The sequence below is a fragment of the Amorphus sp. 3PC139-8 genome (genome assembly GCF_040750475.1).
In the GTDB taxonomy this organism is placed as follows: domain Bacteria; phylum Pseudomonadota; class Alphaproteobacteria; order Rhizobiales; family Amorphaceae; genus Amorphus.
Genome location: NZ_JABJVY010000016.1, coordinates 13,033 through 35,311, shown reverse-complemented (window position 1 = coordinate 35,311; position 22,279 = coordinate 13,033). Strand labels below are relative to the sequence as shown.

Genomic DNA, 22,279 nt, shown 5'->3' with positions numbered 1-22,279 from the left:
GTCTCTTAGACGCACGCTTCGATCAAGAACGGCCCCCGCCGCCCCATCGCCGATTTGAACAGGTCATGGAAGGTTTCCGCCGTCTCCGCGCGCGCTCCGTCCATCCCCATTGACTTCGCCATGGCCACCCAGTCGACGGCCGGACTGTCGAACCGCAGCATGCGGTTGGCGTTTTCGCCCGGTTCGTCGGCACCGACATTCTTCAACTCGCCCTGCAGGATGGCGTAGCGGCTGTTGGCGAACACCACGACGCACACATCCGCGTTTTCCCGCGCCATGCTCCAAAGTGCCTGGTTGGTGTACATGCCCGATCCGTCCGCCTGCAGGCTGAGGACCTTCCGATCCGGGCAAGCGATCGCCGCGCCGAGCGCCAGCGGCAATCCCCCGCCGATGGCGCCGCCAGCCACCTGAATGTGATCGTGTGGCGCCGCACCATGCGATAGCTTGAAAAAGCTCCGGCCCGACGTCACGGCCTCGTCGGCGACGATCGCGTTTTCCGGCATGAGGTGCGTGACGGAAACGAGAACCGCCTCGGCGGTGAGATCGCCATGACGTAGCGGCGGCGGCTCCGTCCGCGCGCCTGACCAGCCGATCTCGTCGTTCAGCCCAAGCGCCTGGCCCAGCAGATCGATCGCGCCGGGCAGATCGTCCGACCGTTCCGCCAGGCGGGTGACGCGACAGCCGGGCGGAACCGGGCTCGTCGGCAAATTCGGATAGGCGAAGAATGTGACGGGCGTCTTCGAGCCGACCAGGATGAGGTCTGTGACGCCCTCCAGAAAGGCCATCGCCTGCTCGACCACATAGGGCATGCGCTCAACCGGGGGTCGGCCGACACCTCGCTCGATCCGCCGGTTGGTCTGCTCCGCAGCGATGCGCCCGCCGAACCGCTCCGCGATGGCGGCCGCCTTCTTCAAAGCATTGCCCGAGAGGGCGTCGCCGGCAAGCAGGAACATCGGTTTCCCGCCACTGCGCGCGGCGGCCGCGGCGCGCTCGACCATCTGAGGGTCGGCCTCGGCGGCAGCTCGCCATTCGGCCTTGGCGATCGAAGCGTCCGGGTCGACTGTCGACCAGGCGGCATCGGCGGGAAGAATGAGCGTACTCACTCCCCCTGGCGCGGCCGAAGCTGCGGCAATCGACTCCGCCGTCGCCCGACTGACATCCTCCGGGCCGGCAATGCGCCGCACATGACGCGACATGGGCCGCGCCAGACTTTCGATGTCCGTCGTCAGCGCCGCATCGTTCGGCAGATGATAGTGCGCATGATCGCCAACCACGTTGACCATCGGCGTAAAGGCCCGCCTAGCATTGTGCATATTGGCAAGGCCATTGGCCAATCCGGGGCCGGTGTGCAGCAGGGTCGCGGCCGGTTTGCCGGCCATCCGCGCATACCCGTCCGCAGCCCCGGTCACGACGCCCTCGAAGAGACCAAGAAAGCAACGCATCTGCGGCTTGCGATCGAGCGCGGCCACGAAATGCATCTCCGAGGTTCCGGGATTGGCGAAACAGGTGTCGATCCCGTTGGCCAAGAAAGTATCGCAAAGCGCATCAGCGCCGTTTGCCATCGGATTGCTCCTGCCGTGAAAGAAAAGAGGCGACTTGTGTGTCCACGACAGACGGCTTTCCTTTGACCCAATCCCGGACCAGGAAGAGCACCGACGTTAGGATGATGACAGCGGCGCCACCGATCAGCACTGCTGCAATCGGCGAACTGAAGAACGCCCAGAAACTGCCTCGCGTCAGAATGAGACCCTGCCGCAAGTTCTGTTCGAGAAAGGGTCCCAGCACCATGCCGATGACGATCGGGGCGATCGGAATGGACGCGATGCGGCACAGATAGCCAACCGCTCCGGCCATCATCATGACCCACAAGTCGAAGACATTTCCCCGCACGCCGTAAGAGCCGACCACCGAGAGAACGACAATAATGGAGAGCTGGATCGGCTGCGGGAACGATACGATTCGGCTAAAGACGCGGCTGAAGACACCGGCAGAAAGGAACATTGCCAGATTGGCCAAGATCAACAGCAGGAAGGTTGCGTAGACGAGTTCCGGGGTATCGACGAAAAGCCGCGTACCAGGCTGAATGCCCTGGATGATCAGCGCCGTCATCATGACCGCCGTGACCGGATCGCCGGGAATGCCCAGCGCCAGGGTGGGCACCAGCGCGCCGCCGGTAACGGCGTTGTTCGCCGTTTCCGACGCGACGATGCCTTCCGGCTCGCCTTTGCCGATATCGTTGCGGAACCGGCCGAACCGCTTGGCGGCCGCATAGGAAATGAACGCCGCCGTCGCCGCTCCGGTGCCGGGAAGCGCTCCGACGGCGGAACCGATCACGCTACCGGAGACCAAGGTCTTCCACCGCAGAAGCCACTCTTTCATCGGAGCCAACTTGAAACCGGGCACGATGTTGGCCGCAGCACGCGAAGCCTCCGATTCATTGAGGCGGTAGATCACTTCGGAAATCGCGAACAGGCCGACGAGCACCGGGACGATCTCGATCCCGCTGGAGACGGCGAAGCTGCCGAAGGTGAAGCGCGTCTGCCCCGAGAGGGGATCGACCCCGACGGACCCGAGCATCAGCCCGATCGACCCGCCGATCCACCCCAACAGAATGTTCTTGCCGGAAACTCCGGATATACAGGTCAGCGCCAGACAGATCAGCCCGAACGTCTCGATTGGGCCAAATCGCAGCGCCACTGCGGCAAGTTGCGGCGCCAGCAAGACCAGGACGACGGTCGACACCAGCCCGCCGACCAGCGATCCGCCCGCCACCCACCCCAGCGCCAGATCGCCTTTCCCGGCGCGCGTCATCGCGTATCCATCGAGAACAGTGGCGGCCGACTGCGGCGTTCCAGGTGTGTTGAGGAGAACGGCGGTAAAGGATCCTCCGAAGACTGACGAGCAGTAGACAGCAACCAGCAGCGCGATCGAGGGCACCGTATCCATCGAAAAGGTGAACGGCAGCACGACGGTCACCGCCACCACGGAGCCCAAGCCGGGCAGAGCGCCGACCACCAGCCCGATCGCGGTCCCCGCCAGGATCGTAACCAACACCTGCCAATCCAGGATCAGTCCACCGGCTTGCGAGAGATATTCCATAGGAAATCCGATCAGAGCCATTTCCCGGCGGGCAGGATGATTTCGAGCCCAAGCTCAAAACAGACCCAGGACATGACGGTTAGAACGGCGGACCAGAACACGAACCTCAGAGGCTTTCGATCCCCGGCGATCAGTTGCACTACGGCACCGAACAGGAACGTTGCGAGGAGATAGCCAAGCCCAGGTAGCAACCATAAATAGATCGCAAGTGCGAAAACGAAGAAAACGCCTGGCCAGACCTTCCGATGCTCCAAGACCGACCGTCGCAATGCCCGTGGCACGACGAAGATCAACGGAAGAGAGAGAAGCAGCCAAACCGTCAAGATAACCCGCGGAAAGAACACGGGTCCGAACTTGAGCGTCGACAAACGAGAGCTGTAGCTGGGATCAAACGTGTGCCACAATAGGATCGCCGCGACGGCAACGAGGACGGCCCCGGGCAATCTGACGGCGACTTCTTCTCGGATAGTCATGCAAAGCCTCCGGCCGCCGACGCGCAAAACGGACCCGATGGAGACAAGGGAGCCGCCCCGCATCGCTCAGGATACGAGACGGCAATTGTGGCTCACTCTTCCAGCAGGCCCGCCGAAACCAGAAGCTTACGATTGAGCTCGCTTTCGTCTTGGGCAAATTTCTGAAGCTCTTCCCCGGTGAGGACGGAGATCCGGGAGTTCATCGCTTCCATCCCCTTGACGATCTTTTCGTCTTCGAACGCCGCCTCGCAGGCATCAGCCAGCGTCTTTTGAACGTCCGCAGGCGTTCCGGCCGGTACGTACAGCGCCTGCCAATGGTTGAAGACCGCGTCCACGCCGAGTTCGCGCAGGGTTGGAATGTCGGGATAGTCCTCCAGCCGCTCCGGCGTCGTCACAGCCAGCCCCCGGGCGTCGTAGCGGGCAAGATGATCCACCGTCTCCGGCATCGACGTGACCTGACCGCCGAGAAGAGCCCTCATGGAGTCGGCGGAGCTGCTGGTCGGAAGGTGAAGGAGTTCCGCGTCGAATCCTTCACCGATCGCAAGGCCGACAATATGCGGGAGCGTACCCACGCCGGCCGTGGCGTAGGACATCTCGCCAGGCGATGCTTTTGCTGCCGCGATGAATTCTTCCATGGTCTTGTACTCGGAATCTTCCGCGACCATGAAAACGAACGGATTGTTCGTGTATCGGCAGATGACGTCGAAGTCTTCGAGATCGTAAGGCAGTTGCCGCAGGTGCGGCTGGATCGTCGTGGGTCCCGCTGGGGTCGCGAGCAGGGTGTAACCGTCCGGATCCGAGTTCGCGACCTCCGCGGCTCCGATCGTACCAGCAGCGCCCGCGAGATTTCTAACGACGATGTCGGTGCCCAACACCTCTTCCAGTCGCTTGGACATCAACTGGACATGCGCGCCCGTCGACCCCCCCGCCGTCCACGGCACCACAATTTCAACCCTGCGCTCGGGAAATTCCGCTTGCGCCGAGACCGGAACGAGACCGACCAGGAGCGCGGCGAGCGCTGTTCCCCATTGCCTGTTCGTTGACATGATTTTCTTCCTCCCTTTTGCAACCCACCTCCCACGGCGGATGGCTCCGGCCATGGGTTCAGCAGCAATGATTTCTTATTATCTGATATTTGTTATAACAATCTTCGACCGCAAACTGTCAAGCTTGCGCGGCGAAAATTCAGCGTTGCGACAGCGATCTTTTCGTTCTCTCGATGCCTTCGCGCAGCGAGATGGACGGCCAAACGCCAAGTAGTTCCCTCAGAGGCTCGTTGTCCAAATCCGCGGGAGCCGGCCGAACCTTGTCAGACAACGCGATTTTCGCACCCGGAATCAGATCTTCGATAACACTTGCGACATCGTCGATCTTGGAAATATCGGTCGTGATGTCCGAAACAACGGGAGCGTCCGGACTTGCGTACAGACATCGCAGCAAGACGTCGACGATCTCATCAACGTGCTGCAGGCAGACATCGCCGGTAAACGGCATTTCGAATGGCTCGCCCGCGACGGCGGCGGCGACGGCCTTGGAAACGAACGCTGTTTCCCCGACCTCCCGTCCCGGGCCATAGACGATGTTCGGCCGCACGCCGACCGACGGAATCGCGTAGTCGAGAAAGTAGACTTTCGCGATGTCCTCGCAGGTCCGCTTGTAGACCCCGTAGAGATTGACCGGCGAATTGAATGGCGCTCGCGGTTTCGATGCGACCGAGCTCGTATAGACCACCCGTTTGATATTTCCGGCGCGGGCCGCCTCGAACATATTGATATGGCCGATGATATCGACTTCGGCGCCCAAAACCGGATCGGCCTTGCATGCCGGAATAATCAGGGCCGCAAGGTTGAGAATTGCCCGCACCTTGTGCTGTCGAACCGTCTCGACAACAAAGCTCGTGTCACGAATGTCTCCGGAGACTCGGATGAGCGTTTCCGTCGCGGCGGGACACTCGGCATGCGCCCGATCGAGGGCGATGACGGTCTCCTGGCGCGCCAACAGCGCGTCGACGATGGAACGCCCGATGAACCCCTCGCTGCCGGTCACGAGAACAGGGCCGATCTTGCCTTCTTCGCTACTCATGACGCCATCGCCTGACCGCCGTTGATGTCGAGCAACTGCCCGGTAATGAAGGACGCCTCTTTCGAGGCCAGGAAGGCCACGGCTGCGGCCACGTCCTCGACCGTGCCATGTCGGCGCATGGGGATCGCCTGCTCGGCGGCTCGTCGCTCCTCCGGCGTCATCCGCTCATCGAGCAGTCGGTTCAGTCGCGGGGTCATAATCGCGCCCGGGCACACGGCGTTGCAGGTGATCCCAAAGGGACCGAACTCCTGGGCAAGCTGGAGCGTCATCGACTGCACGGCCCCCTTGACGGCGGCATAGTTGGCCCCCGTGAACAGGCTCCCGTAGCGCCCGGCCTTGGATCCCATGTTCACGATCCGGCCGTAGCTCCGGCGCTGCATGCTTGGCAGGACCGCCCGCGTCAGTTGGACGGTCACGCCGATATTCATCTCGATCACACGGCCCCAGTCTCTGTCGCTTGCCTCCAGAAAGGCCTTGGGGGTATGCAGCGACCCGCCCGCGTTGTTGACCAGGATGTCGAAATATCCCTCGTCCTCGAGAAGCGGGCCCATCGTCTGCTTGAGAGCGGCGGTATCCGACAAGTCGACGCGGATAAAGCGGATGGTGTCAGTTCCAGCCTGCTGTTTGGCTGTGTCGATGGTCTCTTGGGTCCGACCGAGGGCAACGACTTCGGCCCCCTCGGCCGCGAGCCGCTTGGCAATGCCAAGGCCGATTCCTCCCGACCCCGCGGAGACCAGGGCGCGCTGGCCTTCGAAACGCAGCCCATTGCTGGCGACATCAGCCATTCTTGACGTTCCTCTCCTAGTCCTGGATCAGTCTGAAAGGGGGGTATCGAAGCACGCGAGTACAGCCGCGACGGCGGACCGATCGCCATGGATGATCGCCTGACCCTGAGCCAGCAGATCTGAAAGCCGCACCTCCCCGCAGAGAAGCCGCGCAAACCGGTCGAACGGGAGCTCCAAGGTCGGGACCGGGCTCCCCGCCGCCGCCTGATCGACGATCAGAATGCAATTGCGAACGGTCAGTTCGGCGCGCTCGGCGCGATCTGAGAATAGGATGCCGATCGTCTGGTCGATCCCATCCGCCCGGTCCGGGTCGACCTCGTACCTCAAAATCCGGAATGCGCTCTCCGGCCCGCCCTCCAGCAACTTGGCCACCGACCGGTGCGGAAGTGCGAAGCTGTCGACTTTGCCTTCCAGTTCGCGCGCCTCTGTCAGATAGTAGTTCCTGGTGATCGACGATCTGGAGTGGCGGCCCATCTCCCTGAGAGAGCGGGCTTTCCTGCGTCGGTCCTCTTCGTTCTGCGGATCGGTGGTGACGAGATAGCTCGCCAATTGCGCGCTCCAGGCGAAGTCGCCTTGCTCAAACCATCGGTCCACCTGCGCGCGCAAAGCGTCCCGTCCACCGAACCCCTCAATGATGCGTTCGGCCTCGACCCGCTTCGGGACGGGATGAAGCGTGGACGTGTCCGTCCCGAACCAGCCCATGACCCCGTTGTAGACCCCCCGCACGCCGAACTGGAATTCGCCGTAGTGTTCCTGCATCACAGGATTGCTCTTGAGGCTTCCCGGCAGGTCGATCGTCTCCGACAACTCTCTTTGATCCAGTCCCTGATTAATCCCGCGAATGGTCTGATCGTAGAGATACTGGATCCCGTCGCGATAATCGGACAGCATCGCGTCAATTCTGTCTCGGCCCGAGTAAGGGGTGCCGTGGCAGCCAAGAATGTGCTCCGGCTGCAGCGCACGGATATCGTCGACGCTGTCGGCCCAAAGCGTGGGGCGACGGTAGAATTCGCCCCGGATAGCCCCGAAGTTGGGATAGACGCGCCAGAATATGTTCTCGATGACCACGCGCTCTTCCGGGAGCCAGATGGTCAAACAGTCGTCCGCGTCCGAAATCGCCGGGATCAGCCGAAATGGCACGCTGTCGATCACAACGTCGGAGGCTGTCTCGACGGTATGGGTCGGCTTAACGTAGCCGTACCGCCCGGCCGAAAGATGGTATTCGCCCCCCAACCCCGCATTCGGCGCGGCGTCCTCCCCCTCCGCCGGGACCAGATTGCCCATTTGGGTGGCGATCTTACGGACATAGGTCGGAAAGATCTCTGGCCGGCCACGCGTGTAATTCTCGTGAACTTTCGCGTGGCCCCAGACCTGAATGGATTGGGGTGCGGCATCATCCACATAGGCCTGCGCCCCACGCGTGTAGTGCGAATGGGTGTAGATGACCGCGACGATCGGCTTATCGGTCACCTTGCGGAATTCGACGAGAAACGCTTCCGCATCGTCGATGGACGAGCCGCTGTCGACCAGGATGATGCCGTTTTCACCCTCGATCATCGTGCAATTCGCGATGCTTCGCACGCCGACCAGATGCCAGACCCGGTCCGTTATATGGCTGAGCTTCGGCGCGAACTGCTCGCCGTGACGCAACAGATCGACGTGGGCGACCTCGCCTTTCGGGCCGATCCCGAGCTCGTTATCCATCAGACCCGCCTCTCGTCCGCACGTCCGAGAAAATCGAGCAGCAACCAGTTGACGTAGTCCGGATCGTCGAGCTGCACCCAGTGCCCGGCGCCCGACACGCGTTCGTAGCGCCAACCGCCCGTCGTGTGCTGGCTCGATGTGATCATCCTCAATTCCTGCAGCAGAACGTCGTCCTCGCCGAAGATGCCCATGGTCGGGGCGGATACGCTGCCCACATCCATCGGCAGCGCGAACCCGCGCGCCGGCGAGTAGTTGGCCCGGTACCAGTTCATCGCAGCCGTCAGCGCGCCCGGACGTTCTAGATCCGCAATCCAGCGCTTGGTTTCCGGATGGTTCCGCATCAGCTGCCGAAACACCGCGAAATTGTCGCGCGACATCAGGTTTTCGGCCATGCCCTCGAACTGAAAAACGAAGACGTACCAGGACTTTTCAAAGCCCTCGATCGTTCGCGCGAACTTGGGATGGCCCGAGGCGATCGGCACGAAGCGACGAACCTTGTCCGGCTCTGAGGACGCAAGCGCCCAGCCGACGTTCGCGCCCCAGTCGTGGCAGACGATGTCCGCCTGTTCGACGCCGACATGGCTCATCAAGCCCACCACGTCGCTAACCAGAACCTGCATCTCGTAGGCGGGGACTTCGGTGGGCTTGTGCGAGTCGCCGAACCCTCTTTGGTCCATGGCGATAACCCGGTATCCGGCGTTCGAAAGCGCTTCCATCTGGTGACGCCACAGGCGCCACCCGTCGGGAAATCCATGAAGGAAGACGACAGCCGGCCCGGAGCCGAAGTCGACATAGTTGATCTCGCCGCCATCTATTTTGGCGACCTTTTGTTGTGCTTCAAATACCTCAAGCATCGAAACCTCCCGCTGTCGTGTGCCCGCCAATATTCGTCCCCGATCGCCGGCCGTTGCGCCAGTCTTCCAGGATCATGTCCGCGCCTTTTTCGGCGATGACAAAGACGGCCGCTTGAGTGTTACCGGAGACGATCGAAGGCATGATCGAAGCATCGACGACGCGCAGCCCCGCGATGCCGCGAAGTCTGAGCCGGTCGTCGACGCAGCTTTCCGGATCAACCCCCATTCGGCACGTGCCGCTCGCGTGATAGATCGTCTGGCCGTTCGCCCGCGCGAATGCCAACCAATCCTCGTCGCTGGAGCACTCCGGCCCGGGCGCGATCTCGTGCTCCCGATACGGCGTCATGGCCGGCTGTTCCATGATGGCCCGGGTCTGCTTCATCCCGTCCACAAGGCAGATCCGGTCATCTTCGGCGGATAGGAAATTGGGGCGAATGATCGGCGCATCCATCGGATCGGGACTGATCGCGTGGATCGAACCGCGCGATTGCGGCCGAAGCTGACTCACGCCAATGGTCATGCCCGGAAACTTGTCCAGCTTCCGCTCGGCCGCGTTGGCGTAGCTGGCGTGCATGAAAAACAACTGGACATCCGGCCCCGCCAATCCCGGCCGCGTGCGCAGGAAACCGTGGGCCAAGCCCGTTGCATAGGTCAGGATGCCCGTGCGCTTCACCGCGTATTCAGCGACCGAGCGGACCAAGGCCAAGCCCCGCGTCAGCTCGTTGAGCGTTTTGGTGCCTTTGACCCGCCAGCTCATCCGGGTGCAAAAATGGTCGACGTAGTTCTCCCCCACGCTTGGCAATGGTCGCACCACCTCAAGACCTAGCGCGGAAACGATATCCGGTCGCCCGATGCCTGAAAGCTCCAGAAGCTGCGGAGTCTGGATGGCGCCTGCACTCAGCACGACTTCACCATCTGCGTGAAACCGCTGCATACGGCCATGCACCCGCGCGTCCACCGCGACCGCCCGCTTGCCCTCGATCACCACGCGGGTCACGTGCGCGGAACAGATCAGACGAAGATTGGGGCGGTTGAGGACCGGCTTGAGGTAGGCATCGGCCGCGCTGACGCGCCGGCCCCTATGCTGGTTGACCTGATAATATCCAAAGCCGTCCTGCGTCGCGCCGTTATAGTCGGCATTCTGCGGATATCCTGCTTCCACGCCGGCCCGGATAAAGGCCTCGGCGATCTCCGGCCGGCTTGCGACCTGTTCGATCGGAACCACGCCGTCGCCGTCTTCCGACGCGCCGTCGTCACCGCTGCGCCTCTCCACCTTCTCAAAATAAGGCACCATGTCGGACCAAGACCACCCGCGCGCGCCGCTCTGCGCCCAGCCATCGTAGTCCTGAGGCTGACCGCGAACGTAGATCATGCCATTGATCAGCGTAGATCCGCCCAGTCCCTTCCCTTTTGGAATACTGATGATGCGGTTGTCGGTGTTGTCTTCCGGCTCGGTCTGGAACAGCCAGTTGTGGCGCGGCGTCGACAGAAGCTTGGTGAACCCGGCCGGAATACCAACCCAGAGACTATTCGCCCGCGTTCCGGCTTCCAGAAGCAAAACACGCGTAGCCGGGTCTTGGCTCAATCGATTGGCCAAGACGCAGCCGGCATTTCCGCCGCCGACAATAATATAGTCGAAGGCGTTGTCGCTCATTCCATGTCGCCGATATAGGCGGTTTTGACCGTGGTATAGAATTCGCGCGCATAAGCGCCCTGTTCGCGCGGCCCGTAGCTGGAGTTTTTCCGACCGCCGAAGGGCAGGTGATGATCGACCCCAGCAATCGGAAGATTGACGAAGACCAGGCCCGCTGCCGCATTGCGCCGATAGTGGCGGGCATATTTCAGATTGTTGGTACAGATGCCGGACGAAAGTCCGTATTCGGTATCGTTGGCCACCGCGAGCGCTTCGTCATAGTCGCGAACCTTGATGACCGCCGACACGGGGCCGAAAATCTCTTCCCGGCAGATCCGCATCCGATTGGTCGCCTCCAGAAACAGGGCGGGCGCCATGAAGTTGCCCTGGGTTTCTCGATTCAGCAATTCGCCACCGACGACCCGAGCGCCTTCCTCGCGCCCGACGTCCAGATAGGACAAGTTGCTTTCAAGCTGGCTTTCATCGACGACCGGACCGATATCGGTTTGCGGGTCGAGCGCATTTCCGACGGTCAGCTCCGACATGCGCGTCTGAAGACGGTCGACGAAGCGATCCGCGATCCCTTCCGTCACGATGAGCCGCGACGCGGCGGTACACCTCTGTCCGGTCGAGTAAAACGCCGAATTGGCTGCACACTCGACCGCTGTTTCCAGGTTCGCGTCATCCAGAACGACAAGCGGGTTTTTTCCGCCCATCTCGAGCTGGACCTTCTTCATGCGCGGCCCTTGGATACAGCTGGCCGCCACGTGCCGACCCGTCGCCACCGATCCCGTGAAGGAAATGGCATCGACGGCATCGGACGAAAGAATGGCGTCGCCAACCACGCCTCCGGATCCCATGACAAGGTTCAGCACTCCGTTCGGAAGGCCGGCGCGCTGAAGAATATCGACCAACATCCAGGCCGAATGCGGCACCAGGCCCGCCGGCTTGAAGACGACGGTGTTGCCGTAGGCCAAGGCGGGCGCGATCTTCCACGCAGGGATCGCAATCGGGAAGTTCCACGGCGTGATGATCCCGACCACGCCAGCCGGCTCCCGGGTCACATGGGCTTCGATACCGGGCCGCGTCGAGGTGGCGAACTCACCGTTCAGGCGCAGCGCCTCGCCGGCAAAGAAAGACAGCACGTGCGCGGCGCGCGTGACTTCACCGAAACTGTCCTTGGGCGCCTTGCCTTCCTCTCGCGAGAGGATCTGCGTCAGCTCGTCCCGGCGCTGCAGGATCTCCATTGAGGCCGCAAGCAGCACGTCATGGCGAAGCTGCGGCGAGGCGTTCGCCCACTCAGGCAGCGCCGACCGCGCAGCCCCGATCGCGTCACGAACGGTCTCCGCATCCGCCTTGGCAAAGAGCCCGATTACGTCCGACTTGTCAGAGGGATTCCGGTTTTCCGCGGCATCATCGGACGACAGCCATTGGCCCCCAACGAAGTTTGGGAACTGGGTCACGCCATTCCTCCCTGACATTGCAAGCGATCTGACGTCGCCTAAGACTGACTTGCGCAGGCGCTTCCGCCTCGTCACACTGAATGGCGATACCTGCAATATGTTATTCGTTATAACACGGAAAAAATCATGTCAACGTCGCGGCCGATTGCCTTGTCCGAAACTGCCGCCTCGGAAGAGGATTGGGGAGGCTCGATCTCCCGGGAAAGTCTGAGCGAACAGGCCTACCAGGGCGTCCGCGATGCGCTGATGCACGGAAAACTTCGTCCGGGCCAAAAGCTGCAACTCCGCCCTTTGTCGAAACGCTTCGGCATCAGCGCGACGCCCATGCGCGAAGCCTTGCTGCGCCTCGTCTCCAAGGAAGCGTTGACCCTCGATGCCCGCGGCACGGTGGTCGTTCCGCAGCTCTTCACCAGCCAGCTACAGGAAATTCGCGATCTGCGCATGGACCTGGAAGGCCGCTGCGCCGCATCGGCCGCCCAGAAGGCCACGGACGCCGAAATTGCCGCTCTCGAACAGATCCATGCCAACATAATCGAGCAGCATCAAAGCGGCGGCGATCTCCTGCAGGCCGTCCACTTGAACACGGAATTCCACCTGAAACTGTGCAGCATGGCCCGACTTCCGATCACTCTGGAGATCGTTGAAGGGCTGTGGATGCGGTGTGGCCCAATCCTGTCGCACCTCTACGATAGAGGCTCGCCCTTTTCGGGCACCCATCCGCACGAGCAGGTCATCCACGCGCTCAAATCAGGCGATGCGAACGAGGCCGAGCAAGCCATCCGCTACGATATCGTCCACGGTGGAAAAGGTCTGTTCGAGGCGACTGTCGACGGGTGACGTCGTCGATCTTTCCCGCGCTCGGTCGGAACCGGTCGAGCAGACGTCGCACATGCGTGGCTAGACCCGTTCCTCTTTTCTCAGACTCATGAAGCGGGTCTAAGTTATTGTCTCAACGCCTTTATGCGGAAAACTCCCGGAGCCACGCCCGCAACATACGCGAGCCTGTTCAGGCCACGTGGAACGCCGCTCGGCCTCATTCGCATCATCGGATCAAAAGATGTAATGGAGGCCGCTATCGCGGCGGAACATTCGCGCATTATGAGTGCGAATGGCACCCCCAAGGGGACTCGAACCCCTGTTTCCGCCGTGAGAGGGCGGCGTCCTGGACCGCTAGACGATGGGGGCTTCTCGGCGGCACTGCCGCTCGAAACCGACCGCGGATATAGCGAAGCCACAGCGGCGACGCAAGATGCTCATTGCGGATGCCGCATTGGTGGCGGGAGAATCCACAACTGCGAGACCCAGCCCTCGTATGGACGTTGGCCCACAAGTGCCGTCGGCCAGGCGCAAAACCGGCCCCCTCCAGACGCGCGCGAGGGAACATGAGGTTCGCTGCATTTTGCGCTTCGGCAGAAGATAGGGCGAGTCCAGAACGGTGTCATGGGCCCAAAACGGGAGCGACCTTGCAGCCCTTTCCGCTCGGATAGAATCATGTGAGCGAAAAGAAATGGTCCCGGATTCAATAGCTTGAGCCATTCCTTTTCGTTCAAGATCACTTAATTTGAACGGCACATGCTCCAAAAACCCAACCTATTCGGCGATCTTGACGGAAGGTTGGCCGGCCGTGCCCAACGTGAACGTGGTCAGGGGCTGGCCGGTCGCGGCGTCGAAAACGACGATCGAGGTCTTGCCGTCCGGGCTCTCCACCACCAATGTGAGCCGGTCCGCCGTGCCGGTCGCGGACTGGACGGTCGTCCCCTGCGGGAGGTCGAGCGTCACAGTGGCCGGTGCGCGGCGGTTCTCCGCTTCCGAGAGCCGATAGAGGATCGCGGCGAACACCGCCACCAGGCCGGCCGCCATGATCAATCCCGAAACCAGGACGAGCTTGCGCAGCTTGCGCTGGACGCGTTCCATCGCCGGATCGAGCGGCGGTTCCGGTCCGTCATCGAGTGCGGATGAAGTCATGAGTGATGCCGCTTTCGTCCCGGGCGCTGATCCGGTGGTTCTCGTCGTCGACGACGCCGATGATGATCAGCGCCTCGATCAATGCCTTGCCCGGCGAGTTCCGGAACTGTCCCGGGCCAGGCTGCAGGGGCTTATACGGGCCGGCCACGTCGATGTCGACGGGGCGACCGTCACCGAACCCAAGCGGAAAGTGAAGGCCGGCGCTGCGATCGCCGTCGCCCTGCCGGCACCGGAGCCGTCGAACGCGGTGGCAGAGGCGATCCCGCTTGAAATCGTCTACGAGGATCCCCATCTCCTCGTCGTGAACAAGCCCGCTGGTCTGGTGGTCCATCCGGCCGCCGGCCATGCAAGCGGAACGCTGGTTAACGCCCTTCTCGCCCATTGCGGGTCCGAGCTTTCGGGAATTGGCGGCGTTGCGCGACCGGGAATCGTCCACCGTCTCGACAAGGAAACCTCAGGCCTGCTCGTCGTCGCCAAGTCCGACGCCGCCCATCAAGGGCTCGCCGCCCAGTTCGCCGACCACGGCCGGACCGGGCCGTTGGAGCGCACCTATCGTGCGCTGGCGTGGGGCGCGCCGAAGCCGGTGGAAGGCCGGATCGACGCACCGATCGGTCGCGCGCCGAACCACCGCCAACGCTTCGCCATCGTCGCCAGCGGCAAGCCTGCCGTGACCCATTATTCCACCGACCGGCGCTTTCCGGCGTCCGATCCGATTGCAAGCCTGGTGTCGTGCCGGCTGGAAACGGGGCGGACTCATCAAATTCGCGTGCACTTGAGCGCGAAAGGCCATCCTCTGCTCGGCGATACGCTCTACGGGGCCGGCTTTCGCACCAAGGCGAACCGACTGCCCGCGGCGGTACGCGAGCGGATCGATGCCCTCTCGGGTCAGGCGCTACACGCAGCCGTTCTGGGCTTTGCGCATCCGGTGACGGGAGAGACGCTCCGGTTCGAAAGCCCGTTGCCGCCAGATCTCGACGCGCTGCTGGCGGCGCTGGACACACTGCCGGCCGATGCACCCGGCCGGTCTCGGTTTTGACCCATTTCGGAGTAGTGTTTTTCTTCGGCGTGCGTTGCAGAAGACGCCGAAGACACCGTCTCGCCGCAAAAGGGACGCTTGGCGACCAGATCCGTTTCCGTTCAGGCGACCTCACCTGATCGACAAGAAACGGCTCGAACGTGAAGAGGCCGAGCATTTCCTTGGTTCGGATTGGACCAATCCGAACGGGAAGGCTCCAGGCGTCTCGGGGGACGGATCCTGCTGGAACCCGGCACGGGAGGTGCCGCGTTTCATTCATGACGACCGGTCGGTCCGGGGCAAGACGGCCCCGCCGATCCAGACGAAGGAGGGCGCATAGCTATGGCCCAACCCGTGCTTCCCGCGATTGCGTCCGGTGACACCGGGCTGTCGCGCTATCTTGAAGAAATCCGCCGGTTCCCCATGCTGGAGCCGGAGGAAGAGTACATGCTCGCCAAACGCTATCTTGAGCATGACGATCCCGATGCCGCCCAGCGGCTGGTCACCTCTCATTTGCGCCTCGTTGCCAAGATTGCAATGGGCTATCGCGGCTACGGCCTGCCAATTGGCGAGGTGATCTCGGAAGGCAATGTCGGCCTGATGCAGGCCGTGAAGCGGTTCGATCCGGAAAAAGGGTTCCGGCTCGCCACCTACGCCATGTGGTGGATCAAGGCCGCGATCCAGGAATATATCCTGCGCTCGTGGAGCCTGGTAAAGATGGGCACCACGGCCAACCAGAAACGGCTGTTCTTCAACCTGCGCAAGGTCAAGGGCCAGATCCAGGCCCTGGAAGAGGGCGATCTGAAGCCCGAGCAGGTGGCGGAGATCGCCGAGCGCCTCGGGGTGACCGAGGACGACGTGATCTCGATGAACCGTCGGCTCTCCGGCGATACCTCGCTTAACGCGCCGATTCGCCAGGAAGCCGATTCCGGCGAATGGCAGGATTGGCTGGTCGACGATCATTCCCAGAGCCAGGAGCAGACGCTGGCGGAGAGCGAGGAGCTCGACAACCGGCGCCAGCTCCTGAAGGATGCGCTCGGCGTCCTGAACGATCGCGAACGCCGGATTTTCGAGGCGCGCCGGCTCTCGGAAGATCCGATCACGCTGGAGACCTTGTCGGAAGAGTTCGGCGTATCGCGCGAACGGGTTCGTCAGATCGAGGTCCGCGCCTTCGAAAAGGTGCAGAAATCGGTGCAGAAGGCCTCCCGCGAGATGGAACGGCCGCGCGTCTCTGCCTGACGACGTCAATCTGGATGGGCTGGAGGGCGGCACTTCGTTCCCCAGCCCATCTTCAGTGCCTGTCCCCTCGCTCTAGATCATGGACCGGTGCCGGGGCCAGACGATCGATCGAGCAAGCCCTTCTCGTTCAAATTGAGCTGACTTGAACGAGACAATCTTTGGGTAATGGACAGGCGCCAACCCAGCATTTCCGACAGTTTTTTCGTGGTCTGGCTTGACGCCCTCCGATCGACCGGTCATGAGGCAGAGTCGATCCGGTCGGGGCCCGATGGCGATTACCGCCTTCGCCAACGGTTCCGCCCAAGGCGAGATGATCTATGCAAACCACCCTGGAATCTGTGCTGGCCGAGCGCGCCGAAGAGGTTGCCGCGCTGCTGGCCGCGCTCGCCAATCAAAAGCGGCTGCTCGTTCTGTGTCATCTGCTCGAAGGTGAGCGCTCGGTGACGGTGCTTGCCGAGGACGTCGGTCTCAGCCAATCGGCCATGTCGCAGCATCTGGCCAAGATGCGCGCGCTCGGTCTCGTCGCGGGACGCCGGGATGCCCAGACGGTGTACTATTCCATAGCCTCCGACGACCTGAGGCAACTGATGCACCATCTCGCCGAGATCTACTGCGAACCTTACCTATCGGCCAAACAGCCGGGCGGGCCCTCTCAGCGATGAGCCGTCGCAATTTTAGGGCACGGTCCGAACGTCGCCGGTTGAGCTTCGGCCTGCAAACAGTGCTCGGGCTCGCCGACAAGGGCTTCTTCATTCCCCATCGCCATGCCGATCTGGCCCGGCGCGCAAGCCGCGAACGCTACGATGCGCTTGCCAGAGTGTTTGCCGCCCACGACGAAGCCTTCGCGGCGTTTCTCGGTGAGATCGATCGGCTCGCCCCCGATCTGGAAGCGATTTCGGGCCTTGCGCCGCCGGAGCCGCGCTTCGAGCAAGACTGGTTTCCGAGGCTCGATGCGGCCGCGCTTTACACCTTCGTGCGCACCCGCCGGCCGGGCCGCATCCTGGAGATCGGCTCCGGCCACTCCACCCGCTTTCTGACCCGCGCCGTGCGTGACGGCGGGTTGGAGAGCTGGATCGGGTCGATCGACCCCAAGCCCCGTGCCGATATTTCCAAGCTTGCCGTGGCCGTCGACCGGCGGACGCTTCAAGAAGCCGGCGACCTTGCCGGCCGCGAGCTGGTGGCGGGCGATTTGCTGTTTTGCGATTCCAGCCACGTGATGATGCCGGGCACGGACGTCGACATCGTGCTGAACCGCATTCTCCCAGCCTTGCCGGCCGGCACCTATGTCGGTTTCCACGACATCTTCCTGCCAGCCCCTTACCCGGACGCCTGGCCGTTCGACTGCTACAACGAGCAGCAGGCGATCGCCCCGCTGCTGCAGGGCGGCTACGAGCCAGTCTTCGCCAGCGCCTATACGCTTGAGCGGTTTGCGAGCGAGATCGCCGACAGCGTGATCGGCCGGCTACCGATCCAGGCGAGCGCGCGGGAATCGCTGTTGATTCTGCGCAAGGTTTGCGCACCCGCGTAGCGCCTGCGCACCCGACTGCGCAGTTGCGCGCGCAAATGCCCGGCTACTTTTCCCTGAGCGAAACGATATAGGCGACGAGGTCGGCGATCTCGCCGCGCGACAAGCTCATGTTCGGCATCACCGGATGAGGGTCGGCCAGAAAAGCGGAGAGCCCGTCCGGGGTCAGGTTCTCCGATTTGGCGATCGTGTAGAAGCTCGCAACGTCGGCGCTGGCCGTGGCCTGGTCCTGATCGACCACGTGGCAGCTTGCGCACCACTGCTGAGCAAGCTGGTGGCCGTGCGCAGGATCGCCGGCGGCGAGCGCACTCCCGGAGAAAAGCAGGCCGATGGCGAGAGTGAGTGTTAGCCGCATGCCGGTCACGATCGTCTCCGCTTTGCAAAAAAGACGGCCTCTCGAGCCCGTGCCGATCGCACGATCGGGCCGGCCCGGATTCGTCCTCAACCATTCTGGACGAAAATCTGGAATGCGATCAATTCCAAACGGACCAACCGCGACAACGGATAGAGAGTTGACGGTAGGGCGAATAGCGCCAACAGGAGCCTGGGGACCCCGGTCGCGACGGGAACCGGGGAGCGGGGGCCGATGGCGAAGCATGGATAGGCCGCCATTTTCCGGAAGGCCATGAAGTTGGCGATTTTTCGAGGCCAGAAAAAAGAAAAGCCGGGCTCCGAAGAGCCCGGCAGTTTCGCAAGCGACAAGCGCCTGCGTCACCTTCCAGAGGGGAACAGCTGCCTTCATCAACGGGTCGCAGGGAGGAGCGCGTCCCGTGTCATCCATCAGCTGCGAGGAATTTGAACCTTTTGCGCTGCACAAACAAGAAGCAACCCTGCATGCCTGACATGCAGAGTGTGCATCGGTAATAGTCAACCTGCGGCAGATAGCGGCGTTTTCGACATCGGAGGCCCTGGCGGCGGCCGCTCGTTCCGCGTTGACGGCGCGCGTCCGAGATCCGATTCCGTGTGCAGAGCAGCAATCCAATTTGGCGAGATTAATCCGATTGTCAATTTTAGATTGCGCATCAGGCGATACGGGATCGGGGCCCGATGCCCCCCCGGTTCGCCACCCTCTCGTTCGCCACCCTCTCGAAGGCGGAACCGCGCTATTTGAGCGGCAGGTTCTTGGTTTCCCGCATGGTCAGAAGCGTGGCGAAGGCGACGACGGCAGCCGCCATGCCGTAGAAGGCCGGGGCCATGTGATCGCCGGTCTCGCTGATCAGATAGGTCACCACCATCGGTGCGGTCCCGCCGAATAGGGCCAGCGGAATGTTGAAGGCGACCGAATAGGCCGTCACCCGCACCTTGCGCGGAAACTGTTCGGTCATGGTCGTCGGCAGCGGGCCCGTGAAGCAGCCCATCACGAGCGCAAATCCGAGCTGACCGAGAAGAATGAGCGCGAAGCTCTTGGACGCCAACAGCAGGAACAGCGGATAGGAAAGCAGGATCATGCCGGCGGCACCGGCAAGCATGACCGGCTTGCGGCCAATCTTGTCGGAGAGTGCAGCGAAGAACGGGATCAGGAAAATCAGGACCGCAATGGTGATCGTGTTGATGTCGAGGGCGGTCCCCTCCTTCACGTTGTCGAAGTCGACGATAAAGGTAGTGAGGTAGACGAAGGAGACGTAAAAGCCGACGCCGTTGAGGACGTTGACGCCGACCACCCGCAGCATGTCGCGCCAATAGTGGCGGATCGCGTCGACGATCGGAAATTCGACCTCTTCGGCCTCGTGCGGATCGGACCATTCCACCTCGGCCTCGTCGAGATGGCTGCGGAAATAGATTCCGGCGACGCCCAACACGAGCCCGAACAGGAACGGCACCCGCCAACCCCAGCTCGCTATCTCGCTGTCCGGCACCAGCGCGGTAACGATCGCGCCCGCCGCCGAGCCCATCAGGATGCCGAAGTTGGCGCCGACCAGCCCGAAGGAGCCGGAGAGGCCACGGCCATCCTTGGGACCGTTCTCCACCAGGTAGGTGACGGAACCGGTGTACTCGCCGCCGACGGAGAGCCCTTGGACCAAGCGCAGGAAGGTGAGGATCAGGGGTGCGGCCAGGCCGATCTGCTCGTAGGTCGGGAGAAAGGCGATCAGCGTGGTCGGGATCGCCATCATCGCGACCGACAAAGTGAGCGCAAGCTTGCGCCCCAGCTTGTCGGCGATATGCCCAATCACCAAGCCTCCGAATGGGCGCATCAAGAATCCGGCAGCAAAAACGCCGAAGGTCGCAATCAATGCCGCGCTCGGATCCCCCGCCGGAAAAAACTGCTTGGCAATGATCGTCGCGAAATAACCGTAGATCGCATAATCATACCATTCGAGAGTATTACCAATCGCACCCGCGACTGTTTTCTTGGACCAGTGCGCAAAGATCGACGACATAGCTCCCCCTCAGCCAAACCCGCGAAATGGCTCGATCTACTACAACAAGCCTAGGGGAGCGAGGATAGGCGAACAACCCGTGAGTTTCGGGGCCGGCCGCACGCGCCTGTTGCACTTTGCGTGCAGTTTGCGTAGATGTCGGATGATGATGCTCGGAAACCTGACATCCGGGCGATTGAGTGGAGCTTTGGACCGCGGCGTTCAGTTGCGGAAACCGGGCCTCCGAAATGGGAAAGTCGGCGTGACCGTCGAGCAGACGCAAAAGCTCCGGACCGCATTGACGACGGGCGCTCCCCGCGCCCGGACCCTTCCGCTCGGCCGTCTCCTTCTCCTTAGCTGCCCCTGAGCGCTGGCGGCCCGGTTTCGGGCAGGCTCTCAGGGGAGGATTGACGAGGCAAGCCCAGACACTTCGGCCACGCCGCATGGACATCGATCTGCGCGGGCCGATTTCCGAGAGGGACAGACAATGACCATCGAAACCCCCACGGTCGCCGACCCGGCCGAGATCAAGATCTTCGACACCACGTTGCGCGACGGCGAACAGTCGCCCGGCGCGTCGATGACGCTGGAGGAGAAGATCCAGGTCGCCGAGGTACTCGACGCCATGGGTGTCGACATCATCGAGGCCGGCTTCCCGATCGCCTCCAACGGCGACTTCGAAGCCGTGCAGACCATCGCGCGTCGTACCGAGCGCTCCGTCATCGCCGGCCTGGCCCGCGCCATTCCCGCCGACATCGACCGCGCCGGCGAGGCCGTGCGCGACGCCCGTCGCGGCCGCATCCACACCTTCGTCTCCACCTCCCCGATCCATCTGAAACACCAGATGATGAAGAGCCAGGAGGAGGTGCTGGAGATCATCACGGCCACGGTCGGCCGCGCGCGCAACCTGATAGACGATGTCGAGTGGTCGGGCATGGATGCCACCCGCACGCCGCTCGACTATCTCTGCCGCTGCGTGGAGGCCGCCATCAAAGCCGGAGCGACCACCATCAACCTGCCCGACACCGTGGGCTACAGCACGCCCGACGAGTACCGGCAGATGTTCGCCACGATGATCGAGAAAGTGCCCGGCGCCGACGCCGTCACTTTTTCCGTCCACTGCCATGACGATTTGGGCCTGGCCGTCGCCAACTCGCTGGGCGGGATCGCCGGCGGCGCGCGACAGGTCGAGTGCACCATCAACGGCTTGGGCGAGCGCGCGGGCAACGCCTCGCTGGAAGAAGTCGTGATGGCGATCCGCACCCGCGGCGACGTGCTGCCCTACAAGACCAACGTCGATCCGAGCTATCTGACGCGCGCCTCCAAGCTCGTCTCCGCCGTGTCCGGCTTCCCGGTGCAGTACAACAAAGCGATCGTCGGCAAGAACGCGTTCGCGCACGAATCCGGCATCCACCAGGACGGCATGCTGAAGAATGCCGAAACCTATGAGATCATGCGCCCGGAGGACGTGGGCGTGAAGGCGACCTCGCTGGTGATGGGTAAGCACTCCGGCCGCCACGCGCTGCGCGAGAAGCTGAAGGAGCTGGGCTTCGAGTTGGGCGAGAACGCGTTCACCGACGTGTTCAACCGCTTCAAGGAACTCGCCGACCGCAAGAAGCACGTCTACGACGAGGACATCGAAGCGCTGGTCGAGGACCAGATCACGACCTCGGGCGAGCGCGTGAAGGTGATTTCGCTGACGGTGATTGCCGGCACCGGCGCGCCGCAGAAGGCCATCATCACCATGGAGATGGATGGCCGCCACATCACCGAGGAAGCCCAGGGCTCCGGCCCGGTCGACGCGACCTTCAACGCCATCAAGCAGATCGTGCCCCACGACGCCCGGCTGTCGCTCTACCAGGTGCACGCCGTCACCGAGGGCACCGACGCCCAGGCCGAGGTCTCCGTCCGGCTGGAGGACAACGGGCGGATCGCCTCCGGCCGTGGCGCCGACGTCGACACCTTGGTCGCCTCCGCCAAGGCCTATGTGGCCGCGCTCAACAAGCTGTCGATCAAGCGCATCCACGCCCAAGGCGTCCGCGAAGCGTCCTGATCACCGCCACAACAGTCTGGCTGAAAACAAAA

At 62.6% G+C, this 22,279-nt stretch carries 19 protein-coding genes and 1 tRNA gene; 6 read left to right on the top strand and 14 right to left on the bottom strand.

Annotated features, from left to right (window positions below):
* Positions 1-5: 5 nt before the first annotated feature.
* The 10 genes from HNS03_RS15390 to HNS03_RS15345 all read right to left on the bottom strand — a co-directional run bounded on the left by HNS03_RS15390 (position 6) and on the right by HNS03_RS15345 (position 12,093).
* On the bottom strand, positions 6-1,562 hold the full coding sequence (locus HNS03_RS15390; protein WP_367196471.1) for an acetolactate synthase large subunit: 1,557 nt from the start codon (positions 1,560-1,562) through the stop codon (positions 6-8).
* Positions 1,546-3,099: a tripartite tricarboxylate transporter permease gene (locus HNS03_RS15385; protein ID WP_367196469.1), complete on the bottom strand. Its 1,554-nt coding sequence runs from the start codon at positions 3,097-3,099 to the stop codon at positions 1,546-1,548. The genes HNS03_RS15390 and HNS03_RS15385 overlap by 17 nt, the downstream gene beginning before the upstream one ends.
* A gap of 11 nt (positions 3,100-3,110) precedes the next feature.
* Entirely contained in the window at positions 3,111-3,542 is a 432-nt protein-coding gene (locus HNS03_RS15380) for a tripartite tricarboxylate transporter TctB family protein (RefSeq protein WP_367196467.1), read from the bottom strand.
* A 122-nt stretch (positions 3,543-3,664) separates the two neighbouring features.
* Complete coding sequence (locus tag HNS03_RS15375; protein WP_367196465.1) at positions 3,665-4,672, bottom strand: Bug family tripartite tricarboxylate transporter substrate binding protein; 1,008 nt, start codon at positions 4,670-4,672, stop codon at positions 3,665-3,667.
* Positions 4,673-4,757: 85 nt separating this feature from the next.
* Positions 4,758-5,618 carry an NAD-dependent epimerase/dehydratase family protein gene (locus tag HNS03_RS15370; protein WP_367196463.1) on the bottom strand — a complete coding sequence of 287 codons (861 nt, stop codon included), beginning with the start codon at positions 5,616-5,618 and terminating at the stop codon, positions 4,758-4,760.
* A gap of 32 nt (positions 5,619-5,650) precedes the next feature.
* A complete protein-coding gene (locus tag HNS03_RS15365) occupies positions 5,651-6,439 on the bottom strand; it encodes an SDR family NAD(P)-dependent oxidoreductase (protein WP_367196461.1) in 789 nt (262 codons plus the stop codon).
* 27 nt (positions 6,440-6,466) lie between these two features.
* A complete protein-coding gene (locus HNS03_RS15360; protein ID WP_367196459.1) occupies positions 6,467-8,143 on the bottom strand; it encodes an alkyl sulfatase dimerization domain-containing protein in 1,677 nt (558 codons plus the stop codon).
* Entirely contained in the window at positions 8,143-8,997 is an 855-nt protein-coding gene (locus HNS03_RS15355) for an alpha/beta fold hydrolase (protein WP_367196457.1), read from the bottom strand. Before HNS03_RS15355 ends, HNS03_RS15360 begins: the two co-directional genes overlap by 1 nt.
* Positions 8,990-10,651: a GMC family oxidoreductase gene (locus HNS03_RS15350; RefSeq protein WP_367196455.1), complete on the bottom strand. Its 1,662-nt coding sequence runs from the start codon at positions 10,649-10,651 to the stop codon at positions 8,990-8,992. Before HNS03_RS15350 ends, HNS03_RS15355 begins: the two co-directional genes overlap by 8 nt.
* Complete coding sequence (locus HNS03_RS15345; protein ID WP_367196453.1) at positions 10,648-12,093, bottom strand: aldehyde dehydrogenase family protein; 1,446 nt, start codon at positions 12,091-12,093, stop codon at positions 10,648-10,650. Before HNS03_RS15345 ends, HNS03_RS15350 begins: the two co-directional genes overlap by 4 nt.
* A 126-nt stretch (positions 12,094-12,219) precedes the next feature.
* Here HNS03_RS15345 and HNS03_RS15340 point away from each other — a divergent pair, with 126 nt between their 5' ends.
* On the top strand, positions 12,220-12,930 hold the full coding sequence (locus HNS03_RS15340; protein ID WP_367196451.1) for a GntR family transcriptional regulator: 711 nt from the start codon (positions 12,220-12,222) through the stop codon (positions 12,928-12,930).
* Positions 12,931-13,202: 272 nt separating this feature from the next.
* Here HNS03_RS15340 and HNS03_RS15335 read toward each other — a convergent pair.
* Positions 13,203-13,278 (bottom strand) — tRNA-Glu (locus HNS03_RS15335).
* Positions 13,279-13,683: 405 nt separating this feature from the next.
* A complete protein-coding gene (locus HNS03_RS15330) occupies positions 13,684-14,058 on the bottom strand; it encodes a DUF6476 family protein (RefSeq protein ID WP_367196449.1) in 375 nt (124 codons plus the stop codon).
* On the opposite strand from HNS03_RS15330, the gene HNS03_RS15325 reads away from it, so the two are divergent.
* The 4 genes from HNS03_RS15325 to HNS03_RS15310 all read left to right on the top strand — a co-directional run bounded on the left by HNS03_RS15325 (position 14,057) and on the right by HNS03_RS15310 (position 17,840).
* On the top strand, positions 14,057-15,094 hold the full coding sequence (locus HNS03_RS15325) for an RluA family pseudouridine synthase (RefSeq protein WP_367196447.1): 1,038 nt from the start codon (positions 14,057-14,059) through the stop codon (positions 15,092-15,094). The two genes, HNS03_RS15330 and HNS03_RS15325, sit on opposite strands and share 2 nt — an antisense overlap.
* A gap of 321 nt (positions 15,095-15,415) precedes the next feature.
* The gene (rpoH, locus tag HNS03_RS15320) at positions 15,416-16,312 is read left to right on the top strand and encodes an RNA polymerase sigma factor RpoH (protein ID WP_367196445.1); all 897 of its coding nucleotides are present in this window, start codon (positions 15,416-15,418) and stop codon (positions 16,310-16,312) included.
* A gap of 317 nt (positions 16,313-16,629) precedes the next feature.
* A complete protein-coding gene (locus tag HNS03_RS15315) occupies positions 16,630-16,974 on the top strand; it encodes an ArsR/SmtB family transcription factor (RefSeq protein ID WP_367196443.1) in 345 nt (114 codons plus the stop codon).
* Complete coding sequence (locus tag HNS03_RS15310) at positions 16,971-17,840, top strand: class I SAM-dependent methyltransferase (RefSeq protein ID WP_367196441.1); 870 nt, start codon at positions 16,971-16,973, stop codon at positions 17,838-17,840. Before HNS03_RS15315 ends, HNS03_RS15310 begins: the two co-directional genes overlap by 4 nt.
* A gap of 43 nt (positions 17,841-17,883) precedes the next feature.
* Here the strand turns inward: HNS03_RS15310 and HNS03_RS15305 are convergent, their stop codons facing one another.
* Together HNS03_RS15305 and HNS03_RS15300 are read right to left on the bottom strand one after the other, a co-directional pair.
* Positions 17,884-18,192 carry a cytochrome c family protein gene (locus HNS03_RS15305; RefSeq protein ID WP_367196599.1) on the bottom strand — a complete coding sequence of 103 codons (309 nt, stop codon included), beginning with the start codon at positions 18,190-18,192 and terminating at the stop codon, positions 17,884-17,886.
* 748 nt (positions 18,193-18,940) lie between these two features.
* Positions 18,941-20,215 carry an MFS transporter gene (locus HNS03_RS15300; protein ID WP_367196439.1) on the bottom strand — a complete coding sequence of 425 codons (1,275 nt, stop codon included), beginning with the start codon at positions 20,213-20,215 and terminating at the stop codon, positions 18,941-18,943.
* 466 nt (positions 20,216-20,681) lie between these two features.
* Between HNS03_RS15300 and HNS03_RS15295 the strand changes: the two genes are divergently transcribed.
* Positions 20,682-22,247: a 2-isopropylmalate synthase gene (locus HNS03_RS15295; protein WP_367196437.1), complete on the top strand. Its 1,566-nt coding sequence runs from the start codon at positions 20,682-20,684 to the stop codon at positions 22,245-22,247.
* Positions 22,248-22,279: the final 32 nt, after the last annotated feature.